This window comes from Streptomyces corchorusii (genome assembly GCF_001514055.1).
GTDB lineage: Bacteria > Actinomycetota > Actinomycetes > Streptomycetales > Streptomycetaceae > Streptomyces > Streptomyces olivaceoviridis.
Genome location: NZ_KQ948358.1, coordinates 209,848 through 226,071, shown reverse-complemented (window position 1 = coordinate 226,071; position 16,224 = coordinate 209,848). Strand labels below are relative to the sequence as shown.

At 71.3% G+C, this 16,224-nt stretch carries 14 protein-coding genes; 7 read left to right on the top strand and 7 right to left on the bottom strand.

Features of this window, described 5'->3' with window-relative positions:
* Nucleotides 1–8: 8 nt before the first annotated feature.
* The 3 genes from AQJ11_RS22110 to AQJ11_RS22100 form a co-directional block, all read right to left on the bottom strand.
* The gene (locus AQJ11_RS22110) at nucleotides 9–611 is read right to left on the bottom strand and encodes a GOLPH3/VPS74 family protein (protein ID WP_014675193.1); all 603 of its coding nucleotides are present in this window, start codon (nucleotides 609–611) and stop codon (nucleotides 9–11) included.
* Nucleotides 612–763: 152 nt separating this feature from the next.
* Nucleotides 764–1,252, bottom strand: coding sequence for a hypothetical protein (locus AQJ11_RS22105; RefSeq protein ID WP_244218316.1), 489 nt, complete (start codon nucleotides 1,250–1,252; stop codon nucleotides 764–766).
* A 16-nt stretch (nucleotides 1,253–1,268) separates the two neighbouring features.
* Nucleotides 1,269–3,134 carry a ricin-type beta-trefoil lectin domain protein gene (locus tag AQJ11_RS22100; RefSeq protein WP_063807691.1) on the bottom strand — a complete coding sequence of 622 codons (1,866 nt, stop codon included), beginning with the start codon at nucleotides 3,132–3,134 and terminating at the stop codon, nucleotides 1,269–1,271.
* A gap of 125 nt (nucleotides 3,135–3,259) precedes the next feature.
* On the opposite strand from AQJ11_RS22100, the gene AQJ11_RS22095 reads away from it, so the two are divergent.
* On the top strand, nucleotides 3,260–6,274 hold the full coding sequence (locus AQJ11_RS22095; RefSeq protein WP_059264122.1) for a glycoside hydrolase family 3 protein: 3,015 nt from the start codon (nucleotides 3,260–3,262) through the stop codon (nucleotides 6,272–6,274).
* Nucleotides 6,275–6,327: 53 nt separating this feature from the next.
* Nucleotides 6,328–7,680 carry a hypothetical protein gene (locus AQJ11_RS22090; RefSeq protein WP_014675198.1) on the top strand — a complete coding sequence of 451 codons (1,353 nt, stop codon included), beginning with the start codon at nucleotides 6,328–6,330 and terminating at the stop codon, nucleotides 7,678–7,680.
* Between the two features lie 15 nt (nucleotides 7,681–7,695).
* On the opposite strand, the gene AQJ11_RS22085 is transcribed toward AQJ11_RS22090, so the two are convergent.
* Nucleotides 7,696–7,938 (bottom strand): DUF397 domain-containing protein, encoded by a 243-nt coding sequence (locus tag AQJ11_RS22085; RefSeq protein ID WP_059264121.1) that lies wholly within the window; start codon nucleotides 7,936–7,938, stop codon nucleotides 7,696–7,698.
* Complete coding sequence (locus AQJ11_RS22080) at nucleotides 7,935–8,756, bottom strand: helix-turn-helix domain-containing protein (RefSeq protein ID WP_059264120.1); 822 nt, start codon at nucleotides 8,754–8,756, stop codon at nucleotides 7,935–7,937. Before AQJ11_RS22080 ends, AQJ11_RS22085 begins: the two co-directional genes overlap by 4 nt.
* 112 nt (nucleotides 8,757–8,868) lie before the next feature.
* Between AQJ11_RS22080 and AQJ11_RS22075 the strand changes: the two genes are divergently transcribed.
* A complete protein-coding gene (locus AQJ11_RS22075; protein WP_059264119.1) occupies nucleotides 8,869–9,306 on the top strand; it encodes an ATP-binding protein in 438 nt (145 codons plus the stop codon).
* A gap of 856 nt (nucleotides 9,307–10,162) precedes the next feature.
* On the opposite strand, the gene AQJ11_RS22070 is transcribed toward AQJ11_RS22075, so the two are convergent.
* Complete coding sequence (locus tag AQJ11_RS22070; protein WP_059264118.1) at nucleotides 10,163–10,768, bottom strand: YceI family protein; 606 nt, start codon at nucleotides 10,766–10,768, stop codon at nucleotides 10,163–10,165.
* 232 nt (nucleotides 10,769–11,000) lie between these two features.
* Between AQJ11_RS22070 and AQJ11_RS22065 the strand changes: the two genes are divergently transcribed.
* The 4 genes from AQJ11_RS22065 (at nucleotide 11,001) to AQJ11_RS22050 (ending at nucleotide 15,824) form a co-directional block, all read left to right on the top strand.
* Complete coding sequence (locus AQJ11_RS22065) at nucleotides 11,001–11,507, top strand: hypothetical protein (RefSeq protein ID WP_014675203.1); 507 nt, start codon at nucleotides 11,001–11,003, stop codon at nucleotides 11,505–11,507.
* 36 nt (nucleotides 11,508–11,543) lie between these two features.
* Complete coding sequence (locus AQJ11_RS22060) at nucleotides 11,544–13,847, top strand: polysaccharide lyase 8 family protein (RefSeq protein WP_107120861.1); 2,304 nt, start codon at nucleotides 11,544–11,546, stop codon at nucleotides 13,845–13,847.
* 154 nt (nucleotides 13,848–14,001) lie between these two features.
* A complete protein-coding gene (locus tag AQJ11_RS22055) occupies nucleotides 14,002–15,597 on the top strand; it encodes an acyl-CoA carboxylase subunit beta (RefSeq protein ID WP_014675205.1) in 1,596 nt (531 codons plus the stop codon).
* Between the two features lie 35 nt (nucleotides 15,598–15,632).
* Nucleotides 15,633–15,824, top strand: coding sequence for an acyl-CoA carboxylase subunit epsilon (locus AQJ11_RS22050; protein ID WP_014675206.1), 192 nt, complete (start codon nucleotides 15,633–15,635; stop codon nucleotides 15,822–15,824).
* Between the two features lie 144 nt (nucleotides 15,825–15,968).
* Here AQJ11_RS22050 and AQJ11_RS22045 read toward each other — a convergent pair.
* On the bottom strand, nucleotides 15,969–16,224 hold a 256-nt coding region (locus AQJ11_RS22045), incomplete at its 5' end, for an ATP/GTP-binding protein (RefSeq protein WP_208616583.1).

Here is a 16,224-nt window from a genome sequence, read left to right as displayed (position 1 = left end):
CGCGCCGCTCAGGGCGCCCTCCAGATGTTGTCGAAGGCGATGTTCTCGATCCGGCGCCGCTCGCGCACCGCCTCCAGCTCGGTGACCGCGTCGCCGACCGCCGCCAGGACGGTGGTCACCGCCTCGTCGTCGAGTCCGGAGGAGGCCGCCCGGTCGGGCTCGATGCCCAGGGTGCCCGCGAGACCGGTCAGCACGGGATCGTGGGAGTCCCAGCGGTCGGTCGCGTGCCGCCGGGCGGCCGTGTCGGCCGGGGTCTCGGTCCCGCCCCGGCCCGGCCACCAGTGCCGGCGCTTCCCGGTGAGCTGCCCGTCGGCTTCCAGGACGTCCCGGTAGGCCACGGCCAGCCCCTCGCCGCGCCGCCACAGCCAGTCCTCGACCGTCTCGTACGGCTCCTCGCGGACGAGCCTCGCCCCGGCCTCGTCCAGCAGCCGGTCACCCGTGGTCAGCACCGGTCCGGGCACGATGCGCTCACCGTCCAGGGTGAGCGCCCGGGCGCCGAGCAGGTCGATCAGCTCGGCCCCGGCGAGCGCCAGCGACAGGTCGCCCTGCTCGACGGGGCGCTCGCCGGGGACGTCCAGGCTGACGAGGAACAGGTCCTGCGGTGTCGTCATGGGGGCTCCAGGTCACCGGCCGTCAGCTACGGCCGGGGTCGTTCGGAGGGGACGTGCGGCGGGCCGGCGGCGGGACGCCGGTGCCGCGCGGTTCCCCGGCCGGCTGCGGGCCGGCCTCCTTCATCGTCCCCCAGCCGCCGGACGGCCGCCGCTCAGCACGCGTCGGCGGCGAGCCGCTCGAACGCGGCGAGGCTCATCGCCCGGCCGTCCGCCCAGACCTGGCCGGGCTTCAGCCGGTCGATCTGCTCGCCGGTGAACTCCACGACCCCGTTGTAGGAGTCGCCGCCGGCGTAGTGCCCGAACCGGAGGACGTACCGGTGCCGGGGCAGGAGGTGCCGGCTGCCCCGGTGCCGGGCGTGCCAGGCGGCGGGCGGGTCGAACAGGGGGAAGTCGGCGTCGCCGCGCAGGCCCTCCTTCTTCGCGTCCCACCCGGTGGTGACCGGACCCTTCCCGGCGCCCCGGGGCCGCCCGTCGAGGTCCGGGCCCCGATAGCTGTCGTCACCGCACGGACGGAACACCGCGTACGGCGTCCCGTCCGGCGCGGCCCGCACCCCCGCGAGCGGCAGGTCGACGGCGCCACAGCCGCTGAGCAGCAGCATCCCGCCGGCGATCCCCGCCGCCACGGCCCCCGTACGTCGCATGTCCCGCCTTACCGCCTCACCGCAGGATCCACTTCTGGTTGGCGGCGCCGGTGCACGACCAGATCTGGGCCCGGGCCCCGTTCGCCGACGAGTTGTCGGTGACGTCGAGGCACTTGTTCGCCGCCGTGTTCACCACATCACTCGTGGCGGCGTTGTACGACCACCGTTGGGCACCGGTTCCGTTGCAGTCGTACAACTGCACCTTGGCCCCGTCCGCCGTCGAAGCGGAGCTCACGTCCAGGCACTTGCCGAGCGCCTGGATCGATCCGTCGGCCTGGACGGTCCACTGCTGGGCCGCGCTGCCGTTGCAGTCGTAGAGCTGCACCGCCGTGCCGTTGGCGCTCGAACCGCCCGCCACGTCCAGGCACTTGCCGGCGAGGCCGACGAAGGCCCCGGTCCTGGCGCCGCCGCCGGACTGGGTGCCGGACCAGGTGAAGGTGGCCGAGGTGTTGCCGGGCAGCGAGTAAGTGGCGTGCTGGGAACCCCAGTTGATGGTCACGGTCCGGGCCGACGAGGAGTCGTTGTACGCGATCAGCGCCTTGCTGCCGTCCGGGTTGCGCCAGGCGACGTTCGGCACCGCGGTGGAGGCGGTGGAGGCTATGCGCTGGGCGCCGGGGCGGACGAACTTGGTCAGGTGGCCCATGTCGTAGTACTCGACGGTGTAGTCCACGGTGCCGCTCGCGCCGTCGCCGTTGTGCACGGTGATCAGACCGGTGCAGGTGCCGCAGCCGCCGTTGTGCGGGCCCATGTTCTGGTCCACGGCCAGGGACCACTTGGTCACCGACTTCGCCCAGTTGCGGGTGTAGTCGATGATGTTGGACATGTCCTCGCGCTGCTGGTCGGCGATCCAGGTGCCGCCGGAGTGCTCGGTGCCGAAGGCGTCCAGCGCGGGGTACTGGTTGTGCACGGTCGTCTGCTTGGCGATGTCACCGCCGTAGCCGTGCCAGGCGATGCCGCCGAAGTTGGGATGGTTGCGGACGGCCGGGTCGTCCACGGTCTGGGCCGCGTAGGAGTCGTAGACGTCCCAGTTCCAGTCGTGCGCCAGCACCTTGGTGGTCAGGCCCGCCGCCTGGAGCTTGGGCAGCAGTTCGTTCTTGGTGAAGTAGGCGAGACCGCTGGCGTTCCAGCTCATCGACGGGTAGCCGGAACAGCAGGTCGGCTCGTTCTGCGCGGTGACGTAGGAGACGTTGACGCCCTGGTCCTTGTACGCCTGGAGGTACTTCACGAAGTAGGAGGCGTACGCCCCGTAGTCCTCGGACTTCAGCCAGCCGCCGTTGAGCGAGCCGCTGTCCTTCATCCAGGCCGGTGCCGTCCACGGCGAGGCCATCACGGTCAGGGACGGGTTGAGCTGGAGCGCCTGCCGGGTCAGCGGGACGACGTCCGCCAGGTCGTGCGCGATGGAGAACTTCGCCAGGGACGGGTCGGTCTGCCCGGCCGGCACGTCGTCGTAGGTGTAGCCGTACCGGGCGAGGTCGGAGGCGCCCATCGGGTTGCGCAGGAACGACAGGCCGATGCCGTCAGTCGGCGAGAACAGCTTGCGCATGGTCGCGTCCCGGGTCGCCTGGGACAGCGCCCCGCTGCTGTTCATCAGCCAGGCGGCGGTGTCCGTGAAGGACGCGCCGCCGCCGGTGAAGGTCTGGTAGCGGGTGTTCTCGTCGACGGTGATGTTCTCGCCGCTCCCGCCCGTCCCGGACTGGAAGGCGAACGGGGTCTGCGGCTGGAGGCCGCGTACGACGTGCCGGCCGGCGGAGTCGTCGGTGGTGGTGAGCCAGGCGGTCACCTGCTCACCGGCCGCGTGCGCGGGGGGTACGGCCACACTGAGACCGGCTGCGGAGAGCAGCCCGGCGAGCAGCAGCCGGACTGTGCGGGGGGATCTCCTCATTGGTGCGTCGCCCTTCCTCTCGGATCGGCAGAGCTGACGGATCGTCTTGACGGGGATGTGTGCCCCTAGTTAACTCACGGCGTGAGCTAAGCCCTGAGTGAACCACGAGAGCCGAGGGAAGGTCCATGCGAAGAACCGCCCTGCTCGCCTCCGCCGCACTCCTCGCCGGTCTGCTGCCGTGGGCGGCGACCGCGCGAGCCGCCGACGAGCCCGCCCCCGTACCCGTCGACCGCTTCGAGGGCGAGGTGCCCTTCGCCTCCCAGCCCGCCGAGGGCATCTTCACCTGGGGCGGCGACGCCGACGACCCGCCCACCCTCCGCCTCGCCGACCGCGCCGACGCCCCCGAGGGCGGCAAAGTCCTCGCCGGCAGCTACGACATCAGCGGCTACGGCGGCTTCACCCACGACTTCGCCGCCACCGCGCCCGCCCACGACTGGTCCGCCCACCAGGGCATCCGGTTCTGGTGGGAGGGGCGGAACACCGGCAAGAGGATCCCCTTCGAGATCAAGGACGGCGGGGCGAACGGCGAGGCGTCCGAGCTGTGGACCACCTCCTTCACCGACGACTTCACCGGCTGGAAGCAGATCCGGCTCCCCTTCACCGACTTCGCCTACCGCACCGACTACCAGCCCGTCGGCGGCATCGACCACGTCCTCGGCCTCAAGGAGATGTGGGGCTACGCCCTGACCCTCCCGGCCGGCGCCAAGGGTGACTTCGCCATGGACGGCGTGGAGCTGTACGGCAGGGCCGACCAGGCGCTGCGCGCCTCCGTCACCACCGACGCGCCCGTGCACCCGGTCGAGGAGGGCGGCACGGCGAAGGTGCAGGTCACCGTGGCCACCACCGGTGAACAGCCCCTCACCGACCCCGTGATCGTCACCTACGCCACCGGGGACGGCACCGCGACCGCCGGCCAGGACTACACCCCCGTCTCCGGCACCCTCACCTTCCCGGCCGGCACCGCCTCCGGCACCGTGCGGACCATCGCCGTGCCCACCCGCCGGGACCGGGCGGCCGAACCCGCCGAGACCGTCCCGCTGAAGCTCACCGTCACCGGCGCGAAGGCCCCCGCCGAGACACCGCAGGTCGTGATCGACGCGCACGGACTGCCGTACCTGAACGCCAAGCTGCCGGTGAAGAAGCGGGTCGCGGACCTGCTGAGCCGGATGTCCCTGGCGGAGAAGGCCGGCCAGATGACCCAGGCCGAACGTGGCGCGATGACCCAGCCGAACGACATCGCCGCCTACGCCCTCGGCTCCCTGCTCTCCGGCGGCGGCTCGACGCCCACGCCCAACACGCCCGAGGCGTGGGCGAAGATGATCGACGCCTTCCAGCTGCGGACCCAGGCGACACGCTTCCAGATCCCGCTGGTCTACGGCGTCGACGCGGTCCACGGCCACAACAACCTCTCCGGCGCCACGGTCATGCCGCACAACGTCGGCATCGGCGCCACCCGCGATCCCCAGCTGGCCTTCCAGACGGGCGCGGTGACGGCCGCCGAGGTGCGCGCGACCGGCGTCCCCTGGGACTTCGCGCCCTGCCTGTGCGTGAGCCGCGACGAACGCTGGGGCCGCTCCTACGAGTCCTTCGGTGAGGACCCGGCACTCGTGGACTCCATGGAGACCGTCATCCAGGGCCTCCAGGGCCGCGCGAACGGCAAGGACCTGGGGCGCGGCGACAAGGTGCTCGCCACGGCCAAGCACTTCGTCGGCGACGGCGGCACCGCGTACGGCTCCTCGACCACCGGGAAGTACACCATCGACCAGGGCGTCACCAAGGTCACCCGCCAGGAGCTGGAGGACATCCACCTCGCGCCGTTCCGCACGGCCGTCGAGCGGGGCGTCGGCACGGTCATGCCGTCGTACTCCTCCCTCGACATCGCCGGCGACGGCAAGGGCGCGGTGAAGATGCACGCCCGCGGCGACATGATCAACGGCGTGCTCAAGGGCCGCATGGGCTTCGACGGCTTCGTCATCAGCGACTGGAACGCCATCGACCAGCTGCCCGGCGACTACGCCTCCCACGTCCGCACCTCGGTCAACGCGGGCGTCGACATGATGATGGTGCCGTACACCTACAAGGAGTTCAGCACCGCGCTGGTCGACGAGGTGAAGGCGGGCCGGGTCAGCGAGCAGCGGATCGACGACGCCGTCTCCCGCATCCTCACCGAGAAGTTCAAGCTCGGCCTCTTCGAGCACCCGTACGCCGACACCAGCGGGGCCGCCGCCATCGGCTCCCCGGCCCACCGGGAGGTCGCCCGCCGGGCCGCCGCCGAGTCGCAGGTGCTGCTGAAGAACGCGGGCGGGCTGCTGCCGCTGAAGAAGAGCGAGAAGGTGTACGTCGCCGGGTCCAACGCCGACGACATCGGCAACCAGACCGGCGGCTGGACCCTCACCTGGCAGGGCGCCTCCGGCAACACCGTCCCCGGCACGACCATCCTCCAGGGGCTGCGCGAGGCGGGCGGGAACGTCACCTACTCCAAGGACGCCTCCGCTCCCACCGGCGGCTACGACGTCGGAGTGGTCGTGGTCGGCGAGACCCCGTACGCCGAGGGCGTCGGCGACGTCGGCAACGGCCACTCACTGTCCCTGTCCGCCGCCGACCAGGCCGCCGTCGACAAGGTGTGCGCGGCCATGAAGTGCGCGGTGCTGATCGTCTCCGGCCGCCCGCAGCTCGTCGGCGACCGGCTGGACGAGATCGACGCCCTGGTCGCCTCCTGGCTGCCCGGCACCGAGGGCGAGGGCGTAGCCGACGTCCTCTACGGCAAGCGCCCCTTCACCGGACAGCTCCCGGTCACCTGGCCCAAGTCGGAGGCACAGCTGCCGATCAACGTGGGTGATACCGCGTACGACCCGCAGTTCCCGTACGGCTGGGGCCTGACCACCCGCACCGACGTCCCGAAGGGCGGGACGGCCACCCTGCGCGACCTCGCCGTCCGGGCGGCGAAGGCCGAGCGGCACCGCGACGACCGCACCGGGCGCGCACTGGTCACCCAGGCCCGGCTGCTCGTCCAGCAGAAGGCGGACGGCCACCTCACGGCGGCCGTGGCGAAGCCCTTCGCCGACGCCGACCACCTGCTGCTGACCGGCAGGTACGGGAAGGCGGTGGAGAAGCTGGCGGAGGCGTACCGGGCGGTCTGATCCCGACGCCGGACGAGTGACCGGTTTGGGGAGGCTTCGGGTAGTTTCAAGGTATGAAGGACGTGCCGCGGACCCGAAGCCTCCCCGCCCTGCTGCTGACCGCCCTCGTCCTGGTGCTGACGACCCTGTACGCACCCGGGGCGAGCGCGGACACCAGCGTCTCCACGATCGCCCAGGCGCTGCGCAAGAGCCCGGTCTACGTCGACCCGGCGGCCCGGGACCAGCTGTCCGCGGCGGACGCCGACACGCTCGCCACCCGGATCAAGGACGCAGACAAACCCCTGTTCATCGCCGTCCTCCCGGCCGGCTACCCCACCACCAACCTCTTCGCCGACCTGCGCTCCGCGACCGGCGTCACCGGCCTCTACGGCATCCGCCTCGGCGACCGCTTCGACGCCCGCGCCGACTCCTCCGTCATGTCGGCCACGGCCCGGCAGAACCTGGTCGGCAGCGTCCAGGGCGAGGACGCCAAGGCCCAGCTCACCGACTTCACCGACCGCGCCCTGGCCAACATGGGCGGCCACGCCCCCAGCAGCTGGGGCGGCTCGGCCGACGGCGGCGGCGCGTCGGCCACCGCACTGATCACGACGGCCGCCGTCCTGGTGGCCGCGGGCGGTGGCGCCTACGCGCTGGTCCGCCGCAACCGCCGGCGCCGCGAGGAGGAGCAGCGGGCCGCGCTGGACCGGCTGCGGGTGGTCGTGGACGAGGACATCACCGCGTTCGGCGAGGAACTCGACCGCCTGGACTTCCACCCCTCGGAAGCGGGCGCCGACGACACGATGCGCGCCGACTACGAGCGCGCGCTGGACGCCTACGAGACCGCCAAGCAGCGCATGGCCGCGGCACGGAAACCGGAGGACGTCCGGTCGGTCACGGAGGCGGTGGAGGACGGCCGCTTCTCCCTCGCCCAGCTGGCCGCCCGCCGCGAGGGCCGCCCGCTCCCGGAGCGCCGCCCGCCCTGCTTCTTCGACCCCCGGCACGGCCCCTCCGTCACCGACGCCACCTGGACCCCGCCCGGCGGTGCCCCGCGCGAGGTCCCGGTCTGCGCCGCCGACGCCACCCGTCTGGCCGACGGCCGCGACCCCGTGATCCGCGAGGTCGACACCGACTACGGCCGCCGCCCCTACTGGGACGCCGGCCCGGCCTACGGCCCCTGGGCCGGCGGCTACTTCGGCGGCGGCCTCCTCCCCGGCCTCCTCGTCGGCACCCTGCTGGGCAGCGCGATGGCGACCCCCACGTACGCCGCCGACTACGGCACCGGGTACGGCGACTTCGGCGCAGGCGGCTACGAGGGCGGCGACGTCTCCGGCACCGACTTCGACCCCGGCGACTTCAGCGGAGGCTTCGGCGACGGGGGCGGTTTCGACGGCGGGGGCGGGGGAGGGGACTTCGGCGGGGGCTTCTGAGCGGCGCGCTGCCGCTCAGCGGGCGATGCCGTCGAGGAAACGGGTCCAGGTGACGGGGGAGAGGGTGAGGGTGGGGCCGGGGGTGGTTTTGGAGTCGCGGATGTGGATGGTGGTGGGGTGGGCGGCTACTTCTACGCAGTCGCCGCCTTCGCTCCCGCTGTAGCTGGACTTGTGCCACGCGTAGGCGAGCTCCAGGCAGTTGCCGCCTTCACTCCCGCTGTAGCTGGACTTGAACCACGCCAGTGCTGCGGTGCTCATGACTCTCCTAGCAGTCCCTTCAGGAGGCGCTCGCTCTCATCGCAGGGGAGCGCCTGTGACCGCAGCATCCCATACTTGTGGTGATATCCGCTGACCTCTTCCGGGTCATCGACGAAGAAGCTGGCGCGCTGAACTTCCAGGTAGACGAGACGTTCGTGTTCCGGGGTCTCCAAGAGCACCATGGGTCCGTCCAGGGCTGCGTGTGGCGTCTGATCCATCGGCATGATCTGGAAACTCATGTGCACCGGCTTGGTGTACTCCAGGATCTGCCGGAACTGCTCGTGCATGGTGTCCGGACTGCCGACCGGTCGCCGCAGGATGCTCTCCTCCAGGATGAAGTGCCCTACGGGGGGCCTCTCCCGGTGCCAGATCAACTGCCGTTCCATGCGGGCCTGAACCCATTGCTCGGCCGTCTCGCTCCCCAGTGCCGGATACCGGTAGTCGAAGACCGCACGGCAGTACTCCGGCGTCTGAAGAAGTCCCGGGACGACCTGGGTCTCGTACGACAGGATGCTCAACGCCTCCTGCTCATGATCCACCAGCCCCTGCGCGAACTGAACGATCCGGTCCCGTACCGGCAGCTTGGCCACCACCACCGTTAACGCCCCACCCGTGTCGAGGAGTTCGTCGAACTGCTCGGCGCGATCCGGCTGTAGGGCCAGCCTCCCTTGCTCGATCGACCTCACCGTGTCGACCGCGAGGTTCGCCGACTCCGCGAACTGCTCCTGTGTGAGGCGCGCCTTCTTCCGGAAGTGCGCCACCAGCGCGCCGACCGCGTACCACGAACCGACCTTCTTGGGCCTCGATGCCACGTGCATGGCCGTTCCTTTCCCCCGTATGCACGCCAAGCTCTCGTAGTGGACTCGTAGCAATCAGAACTACGACCTCACTCACTGACCCAGTGTAGTGACGCACAGTGACACTCGCGGCATGAACGCAGAACCCCGACACCCCCGCACACGCCAGACCTTCTACCGCAGGGACCGCAGGTCGGTACGGCTCGCGCGGGAGTTCGCCCATGAGGCCCTGACGGACTGGGCCACGGCCGAGCGCAGCGACGACGTACTGCTCTGCGTGAGCGAGTTGGCGACCAACGCCCTCATTCACGGCGTCCCCGCAGGCCGAGGTTTCCTGCTTCGGCTGACCCTGCACACGGACGGCGTCCTCCGCGTCGAGGTGCACGACAGTGGTCCGGGCGAGGTGCGGATTCCGGAGCCGACTCCGGAGGCGGAACACGGCCGGGGTCTGCTCCTCGTCGCGGCGCTCGCGGACAAGTGGGGGGTGGGGGAGCGGAGCCCCGGCAAGATCGTGTGGTGCGAGTTCGCGGTGCGGGGCGACGAGGTGGCCGTCCCGGGTCGGCCGCGGTGAGCGTGGGATGACGTGGCCGTTGGGCCGCCCGCTTCTCGGCCAGTGTCATGCTTCCGCGGTCCGCGTCAAGGGCGCTGCGCGTCGCCTTCGGCGATGGGCCTCCGGCCCACCCTTGACCCGGCCCGCTCCAGCACGGGGGAGAAGCGAGCGGGCGGCCCGGGGAAAAGTGGCCGCCTACCGGTACGGGCCCTTGCGTCGGCTGCGTACGCACTCGGCGCCAGGGGCACGCGATCGCGCCTCGCCAGCACGCCGGGCCGGCTTGGCGGCGTGCGGCCGGTGGGTGGGGGGGCGGGGTCACTCCTGGCTCAGTGTCCCGCCGGCCTCATGGGCCCCGCAGATCACACGGGTTCGGTGATTGGCGGATTTGGGCCACTTCCGCCAACCACCCAGCCCGCTGACCTGCCTGTTCGTCGACGGCACCTGGCGCAGATCCGCCCATCACCGCCTGAGGGGCCCGCCGCCCCTTGGGGTTGCCCCAGCCACCCGCTCACCGTTCGCCGCCAAGCCGACCCGGCGTCCATGCGGGACGCGGACGCGCCCCATCCGCCACCCGCAGTCGCTGAACCCACCCGGCGTGCAGGCGAGGCGCGACCGCGTGACCCTCCCGACGGCACGCACCCAGTCGGCCTGGGGGCCCGTTGCCGCTGGGGCCACCGCTGTTTCGGGCCGCTCGCTCGCTTCTTCCCCGGGCTGGAGCGAGGTGTGTCAAGGGTGGCCCGGAGGGCCATCGCCGAAGGCGACGCGCAGCGCCCTTGACTCACCTCGCGGAAGCCCGACACTGGCCGGGAAGCGAGCGGACCGAGGGTCACCTGTTGCCGACGGACACCGTGCCCACCCTCCGTCGGCTGCCGGACGCTCACGCGTTCTTGATCGCCGAGATGTCGAAGACGAGCTTGATCTTGTCGGAGACCAGGACACCGCCCGTCTCCAGCGCCGCGTTCCAGGTCAGGCCCCACTCCGAGCGCAGGATCTCGGCCTTGCCCTCGAAGCCGACGCGCTCGTTGCCGAACGGGTCCTTCGCGGCGCCGTTGAACTCCAGGTCGATGGTGAGCGGCTTGGTGACGCCGAGCAGGGAGAGCTCGCCGGTGATGCGGTAGTCGTCGCCGCCCAGGGACTCGGCCTTGGTGGAGCGGAACGTCATGACCGGGTGCTCGTCGATCTTGAAGAAGTCGGACGACTTCAGGTGGCCGTCGCGGTCGGTGTTGCCGGTCTCGATGCTGGCCATCTGGACGTCGAGCGTGGCGGTGGACTTGGTGGGGTCGGCGCCGTCGAGGTGGAGGGTGCCGGTGAAGTCCTGGAAGCCGCCCTTGACGTTGGTGACCATGGCGTGCCGGGCGACGAAGCCGATCGTGCTGTGGGACGGGTCGATCGTGTAGTCGCCGGTCAGCGCGGTCAGGTCGGGGCCGGCGGTGGCCTGCGGGGCCGGGGCGGGGGTGGTGTCCTTGCGGCTGAAGATTCCCATGGCGTGCTCCTCGTGTTGCTTGTTGAACGTTAAACCAACCTGCGACTCAGACAGTAGACCCATTCGGTTCGGTTTTCAACATCATCCGCAGCGTGTTTCCATGAGTGCGCCGAGTAATCGATTCCGCCCTCTGGCGCACCGCCCGACCGCTCGGGCACCATCTGCCTGCACCACCTGTACCACCTGCACAGCCGACCCACAGGACGCACGGCCCACCGCAGGAAAGGTCCCAATGAAGCCGCTCAAGACCCGTTCGCTGCTCACCGCGCTCGCCCTCGTCGTCGCCCCCGGCGTCGCCGTCCTCGGCACCGCCACCGACGCCTTCGCCGTCACCAAGATCAGCCACGCGACCGCCACCCAGATGTTCCGCGACGTCGGCATCACCTGGTCGTCCTCGGGCAACTGCTCCGACCGCTACAACTCCACCTGTACCTCCTTCGAGCAGCTCAACCTCGCCACCGCCCAGGGCGCCCAGACCCTCAAGCGGGCCAGCGGCTGCGCGCTGAACATCACCGGCGGCACCGAGACCGGCCACGCCTCCGGCACCTACTCCCACTGGAACGGCTACAAGCTCGACTACGGCAAGAACACGTGCGTGACGTCGTACATCAAGAACAACTTCGGCTACATCGGCCTGCGCGGCGACGGCGCCCCGCAGTACCAGTCCGGCTCCGGCAACATCTACGCCGACGAGGGCAACCACTGGGACGTCCTCTACTACAACTGCGGCGGCTGCTGAGCCGGGAGCCGAGGAGAGAGGGCGGTGACCGGGCCCATGCGCATGACCCGACGCGCGCTGCTGCTGGCCGCCGCCCTCGCCGCCGTCCCGGCGCCGGGCGCGCGGGCCGCCGACGACCCGTACGACGTGCTGCGCCGCCGCTGGCTCGGCATCGCCCTGGGCGCGGGGTACGACCCGGCCGCCGAGCCGTACGCCTCCCGGCTCGCCCGACTCGGGCAGCAGGCCAGGGAGTTCCAGGCCGGGATGGTCGCCGCTCCCGGCTCGCTCTGGCCCGGACACCCCTTCGACCCGCCCTCCGGGATCACCTTCAGCTACGGCCGCCTGTGGACCATGGCCCAGGCGTACGTCCAGGCCGGCACCGGTTCCACCGGCGACCCCGGCCTCCTCGCCGACGTACTGCGCGGGCTCGACCACCTCTCCGCCACCGTCTACAACCCCGCCACCACCCGCTACGGCAACTGGTGGGAGTGGCAGATCGGCAGCCCCCGGCTGCTGACGGACATCACGGCCGCCCTGTACGAGCAGGCCGGCCCCGCCCGGGTGGCGGCGGCCTGCGCGGCCGTCGACCACTTCGTCCCGGACACCATGCTCACCGACTACTCGGGCACCTCCACCGGCGCCAACCGCGTCGACCTGTGCCGCTCGGTCGCCCTGCGCGGCATCCTCGGCCGGAGTCCGGAGAAGATCTCCCTGGCCCGTGACGCCCTCTCGCCCGTCTTCCCGTACGTGACGCGGGGCGACGGCCTCTACGCCGACGGCTCCTTCGTCCAGCACACCTGGGTCGCCTACTCCGGGACGTACGGCCAGGTCCTGCTCGACGGGCTGGGGCGGCTGTTCGCGCTGCTCGCGGGGTCCGAGTGGGAGGTCACCGACCCCGCCCGGCGCCACGTCCTGGACAGCGTGGAGCACGCCTACGCCCCGCTGATCCACGACGGACTGGTGATGGACTGCGTCAACGGGCGTGCAATCAGCCGGGGTTACCTGCGCAGCGACGACCAGCACGTGCTGCGCGGCGACCACTACCACGGGCAGGCCCTCATCGCCGCCATCGCCCTGCTCGCGAGCGGCGCGAGCCCGGCCGAGCGGGAGCGGTGGCACGGCCGGATCAAGGGCTGGATCGAACGGGACACCGTCGTACCGATACTGACGTCCCGTCAGTTCGACGTCGCCGATCTGGCGCGGCTGCACGCCATCGCCGACTCGCCCGCACCCGCCGCCCCGGAACCCCTCGGCCACCGCCTCTTCCCGGCCATGGACCGCGCCGTCCACCGCACGCCCCGCTTCACCGCCGCCCTCGCCATGGCCAGCGACCGCATCGCCCACTACGAGTGCGGCAACGGCGAGAATCCGCGCGGCTGGCACACCGGGTCCGGCATGCTCTCCTGGTGGCCCCGGGGCATCAGCGACCAGTACACCGACTGGTACTGGCCCACCGTCGACTGGTACCGGCTGCCCGGCACCACCGTGTCCACGAAGCGGCTCCCCGACCGGGCGGGCGGCGAGTGGGGCGCCCCCAAGCCGGACGTCCGCTGGGTCGGCGGGACCACCGACGGCACGTACGCGGCGGTCGGCCAGCACCTCAAGGGCCTCGGTTCCACCCTCCAGGCCCACAAGTCCTGGTTCTTCCTCGACGACGCCGTGGTCTGCCTCGGCGCCGGGATCTCCTGCGCCGACGGCGTCCCGGTGGAGACGGTCGTGGACAGCCGCAACCTGGGCGAGAACGGCACCCAGAGCCTCGTGCGCGGGCGGAACTGGGCCCACCTGGAGGAGCACGGCGGCTGGATCCTGCCGTGCGGCGGCGACCTGCGCACCCTGCGCGAGGACCGCACCGGCGCCTGGTCCGACATCAACACCACCAGCACGGACGAACGGCGCACCCGGCGGTGGCAGACCCTCTGGCTCGACCACGGCACCGACCCCGAGGCCGCCCGCTACGCCTACGTCCTGCTGCCCGGCGCCTCCCGCGCCGAGACCGCCGCCCGGGCCGCCGACCGGCACTGGCTGTCCGTCCTCGCCAACGACGCCGGCCGCCAGGCCGTCGCCGTCCCCCGGCTGGGCCTGATGGCGTGGAACTTCTGGCGTGCCGGTACGGTGGGGGACCTGACCGTCTCGGCCGGCGCGAGCGTGCTCGTCGTACGCCGGGGGCGGACGGCCACCCTCCGCGTGAGCGAGCCGCCCCGCACCGGGGCCCCGCTGGAGCTGGTCTGGAACCGTCCGGTGCGCGCGGTGACCCGGGCCGACGACAGTGTCGAGGTCCTTTCGGCCGACCGCCGTCTGAGGCTCCGTGTCACTCCGGGGATGGCATGTGCCACCCACGAATGTGAGCTGACTCTCCGCTGACGGCTTTGTGGTCTCCCTACAACGGGACGCCCTTCTGAGCAGTCGGAATGCCTGCATGCCGCCACGGTTCTGTTCACTGGCACCAGGAAAACGGTCCGGAGACTGTACGGAGTCGACGGCTCGCTTTTCTTCGGGTCCTTCGTAAGGTCGCTACATGACCGTTTTGGAAGAGACGACGGGTGAGCCGACCGGTGAGCCGACGGACGCACGCGGACGGGTCGCCGAACTGCACGAGATCCGTGCCCGGGCCCTGGCGGGCCCGAGCGAGAAGGCGACCGAGGCGCAGCACGCCAAGGGCAAGCTGACGGCGCGGGAGCGGATCGAGCTGCTCCTCGACCCCGGGTCCTTCCAGGAGGTCGAGCAACTGCGCCGGCACCGGGCGACCGGCTTCGGCCTGGAGGCCAAGAAGCCGTACACCGACGGTGTCATCACCGGCTGGGGCACGGTGGAGGGCCGTACGGTCTTCGTCTACGCCCACGACTTCCGGATCTTCGGCGGCGCCCTCGGCGAGGCCCACGCCACCAAGATCCACAAGATCATGGACATGGCCATCGCGGCCGGCGCTCCGCTGGTGTCGCTCAACGACGGCGCCGGCGCCCGCATCCAGGAGGGCGTCTCCGCCCTCGCCGGCTACGGCGGCATCTTCCAGCGCAACACCAAGGCGAGCGGTGTCATCCCGCAGATCTCGGTGATGCTCGGCCCGTGCGCGGGCGGCGCGGCGTACTCCCCGGCGCTGACGGACTTCGTCTTCATGGTCCGCGACACGTCCCAGATGTTCATCACGGGCCCCGACGTGGTCAAGGCCGTCACGGGCGAGGAGATCACCCAGAACGGCCTGGGCGGCGCGGACGTCCACGCCGAGACGAGCGGTGTCTGCCACTTCGCGTACGACGACGAGGAGACGTGCATCGCCGAGGTGCGCTACCTCCTGTCGCTCCTCCCGCAGAACAACCGGGAGAACCCGCCGCGGGTCGACTCCACGGACCCGGCGGACCGCCGCGGCGACGCGCTGCTGGACCTGGTCCCGGCCGACGGCAACCGGCCCTACGACATGGCCAAGGTCATCGAGGAGATCGTCGACGACGGTGAGTACCTGGAGGTCCACGAGCGCTGGGCGCGCAACATCATCTGCGCCCTCGCCCGCCTGGACGGCCAGGTGGTCGGCATCATCGCCAACCAGCCGCAGGTCCTGGCGGGCGTGCTGGACATCGAGGCGAGCGAAAAAGCTGCGCGCTTTGTCCAGATGTGTGACGCTTTCAATATCCCGATCGTCACGTTCCTGGACGTCCCCGGGTTCCTCCCCGGTGTCGACCAGGAGCACGGCGGGATCATCCGCCACGGCGCGAAGCTGCTGTACGCCTACTGCAACGCGACCGTGCCGAGGATCTCGCTGATCCTGCGCAAGGCGTACGGAGGTGCCTACATCGTCATGGACTCCCAGTCGATCGGCGCCGACCTCACCTACGCGTGGCCGACGAACGAGATCGCCGTGATGGGCGCGGAGGGCGCGGCCAACGTCATCTTCCGCCGGCAGATCGCCGAGGCCCAGGACCCCGAGGCCATGCGTTCGCGGATGGTCAAGGAGTACAAGTCCGAGCTGATGCACCCCTACTACGCGGCGGAGCGGGGCCTGGTCGACGACGTCATCGACCCCGCCGAGACCCGCGAGGTGCTGATCAAGTCCCTGGCGATGCTGCACACCAAGCACGCCGACCTGCCCTCCCGCAAGCACGGCAACCCTCCGCAGTAACCCGGCGGACACCTCTCTCAGGGAGACTGACACCCATGAGCACTCCTGACATCCGCGTCGAGAAGGGCCACGCCGAGCCCGAGGAAGTCGCCGCCATCACGGCGATCCTCCTGGCCCGCGCCGCCGCCCGCCCCGAGCCCTCGGCGACCCACCGCGCCCGTCCGAAGGCGGGCTGGCGCCGCCTGGAGCGCGAGCCCGGCTTCCGGGCCCCGCACAGCTGGCACTGAGCCTTCCCGCACGCGAACCGCGGCCCCGCTCCTCCCCGAGGGAGAGCGGGGCCGCGGCGTGTTCGGGTCCGGGCCGCCGTACGGCTCACGGGGTACGGCGAAGGGGCCCTCTCCGGACGGAAAGGGCCCCCTCGCGGAGAAGTGCTAGCGCAGGCGGGCCATCAGGGCGTGCTCCACCAGGGTGATCAGCGCGCTCTTGGCGTCCGCGCGGTGGCGGGCGTCCGTGGTGATGATCGGGGTGTCCGGTCCGATCTGGAGGGCTTCGCGCACTTCGTCCGGGGTGTAGGGCTGCTGGCCGTCGAAGCCGTTGAGGGCGATGACGAAGGGCAGGCCCGAGTTCTCGAAGTAGTCGACCGCGGGGAAGCAGTCGGCGAGACGCCGGGTGTCCACCAGGACGATC